Annotated in this window: 2 protein-coding genes and 4 tRNA genes; 1 reads left to right on the top strand and 5 read right to left on the bottom strand. The window is 39.7% G+C overall.

Translation table 11 applies throughout. The annotated features are described in order from the left end of the window. The 5 genes from tuf to ABZC96_RS09700 form a co-directional block, all read right to left on the bottom strand. Nucleotides 1–1,160, bottom strand: a 1,160-nt coding sequence (gene tuf / locus ABZC96_RS09720; RefSeq protein WP_373030788.1) for an elongation factor Tu, incomplete at its 3' end; no start/stop codon positions are given. 123 nt (nt 1,161–1,283) lie between these two features. Then, nucleotides 1,284–1,358 (bottom strand) — tRNA-Thr (locus ABZC96_RS09715). A gap of 119 nt (nt 1,359–1,477) precedes the next feature. Further along, nucleotides 1,478–1,553: transfer RNA gene (locus ABZC96_RS09710), tRNA-Gly, on the bottom strand. Nucleotides 1,554–1,576: 23 nt separating this feature from the next. Beyond that, nucleotides 1,577–1,661, bottom strand: a tRNA-Tyr gene (locus ABZC96_RS09705). A gap of 50 nt (nt 1,662–1,711) precedes the next feature. Beyond that, nucleotides 1,712–1,788, bottom strand: a tRNA-Thr gene (locus ABZC96_RS09700). Between the two features lie 157 nt (nt 1,789–1,945). Here ABZC96_RS09700 and yaaA point away from each other — a divergent pair. Next, nucleotides 1,946–2,326: peroxide stress protein YaaA (gene yaaA, locus ABZC96_RS09695; protein ID WP_373030786.1), on the top strand; the 381-nt coding region annotated here is incomplete at its 3' end.

The following is a 2,326-nucleotide window of genomic DNA, read 5'->3' as shown; positions in this document are numbered from 1 at the left end:
TCACGGATAGCGAACTTAGTACCTTCATCAAGTGCAACAGGAGCGATAAGCTCAACATTGATTTTAACGTTGTCTCCTGGCATAACCATTTCAGTACCTTCTTGAAGTTGAACTGAACCAGTTACGTCTGTTGTACGAACGTAGAACTGTGGTCTATAGTTATTAAAGAATGGAGTGTGTCTACCACCTTCTTCTTTAGTAAGAACATAGATCTCAGCTTCAAATGCAGTGTGTGGAGTGATTGATCCTGGCTTACAAAGAACCATACCTCTTTGTACTGCCTCTTTATCGATACCACGGATAAGAACACCACAGTTATCACCAGCTTCTCCACAATCCATTTCTTTACGGAACATTTCAACACCAGTTACAGTTGTTTTCTGAGTATCTTTAAGACCAACGATCTCAACTTCGTTACCAACACATACAGTACCTCTGTCAACTTTACCAGTTACAACTGTACCACGACCTTGAATAGTAAAGATATCTTCGATTGCCATTAGGAAATCTTTATCAGTTTCTCTTACTGGCTCAGGGATATACTCATCTACTGCGTCCATAAGTGCATAAATCTTTTCAGACCATTCACCAGCTGTACCAGCTTTAGCTTCTTCAAGTGCTTTGTATGCAGAACCAGCTACGATTGGTGTATCGTCACCTGGGAAGTCATACTCAGAAAGAAGTTCACGTACTTCCATCTCTACAAGCTCTAACATCTCTTCTTTATCTTCATCATCAAGTTGGTCTTCTTTGTTCAAGAATACAACGATATATGGGACACCTACTTGCTTAGAAAGAAGGATGTGTTCTCTAGTTTGTGCCATTGGACCATCAGTTGCAGCAATAACAAGGATTGCACCATCCATTTGAGCAGCACCAGTAATCATGTTTTTAACGTAGTCAGCGTGACCTGGACAGTCTACGTGAGCGTAGTGTCTAGTTTCTGTTTCATACTCAACGTGAGAAGTAGCAATAGTAATTCCTCTTTCTCTCTCTTCTGGTGCATTATCAATTTGATCGTAATCCATTGTTGCTCCACCAGTTTTAAGACCTAAACACATTGTGATTGCAGCAGTCAATGTAGTTTTTCCGTGGTCAACGTGACCGATAGTACCGATGTTTACATGCGGTTTTGTTCGTTCGAATTTTTCTTTAGCCATGCTATTCTCCTAGCGTAAAATGTTTTAAAGGCAGTATTATACCTAAATTTTCTTAGACCCCATACCTATATGGACAGAACTATTACAAAGCTGTAATACTTTTGTCCATACCATCATGGAGGGTGGAGCCCATAGTGAGACTTGAACTCACGACCTCTTCCTTACCAAGGAAGTGCTCTACCCCTGAGCCATATGGGCAACTCTATTGTATATAATTAATATTTGTGCGTTAAAGTCATAAATGAATAAAAAAGGAAAGCTTTTACATGTGAAGTTATTAGTGTGTTAAATACATAATTCACACAGCTCCCAGTTTATGGAGCGGGCGAAGGGATTCGAACCCTCGACAGCCTGCTTGGAAGGCAGGAACTCTAGCCACTGAGCTACGCCCGCAATCTTTTATGCGATTTAACATATGGTGGTGAGTGAAGGATTCGAACCTTCGAAGACATAGTCAGCAGATTTACAGTCTGCCCTCGTTGGCCACTTGAGTAACTCACCTTAATGTTTAAATCTTTACTGGTCAAACACTGATAATTATATTTGTTTCATGGAGCTGGTGAAGGGACTCGAACCCCCGACCTGCTGATTACAAATCAGCTGCTCTAGCCAACTGAGCTACACCAGCACCATCATTAAAAGTTGTTACACTTAAAATGGACGGGAATTATAGACAAAAAAGTTTTTAATGTCAAGGGTTTTAGACAAATTGATAAAAATTTCTCTTTTTTAGGTAATTTCTATAGAATACACCCATACAAAATGAAGGTTATAGGCTACATATAATGAAAATACTACTGGCACCAAGTGAAACCAAAAAATCGGGAGGAGAGTACTCTTTTAACCCTGCTACTTTACTTTTTGAGGCCCTCTTACCTCACAGAACCAAACTCTTACATGCGTATACGAATGTTTTACAGAAAGGTGATATACCTACTCTCTCTAAAATGTTTGGTCTCAAAAAAGAAGCAGATATCCTTGAACATAAAAAAGATATCATACATGAACTCACGATGAAAGCCATCAAAAGATACACAGGTGTGGCATTTGATTACCTGGGCTATGAAAAACTGGACAGACATGCACAAGACTATATAGACAGCCATGTCATTCTCTTTTCAAATCTATTTGGTCCGATCCGTGCTTCTGATCTCATCCCTGAGTAT

Source organism: Sulfurovum sp. (assembly GCF_041551015.1).
In the GTDB taxonomy this organism is placed as follows: Bacteria; Campylobacterota; Campylobacteria; order Campylobacterales; family Sulfurovaceae; genus Sulfurovum.
This window is presented reverse-complemented; position numbering and strand designations above follow the sequence as displayed.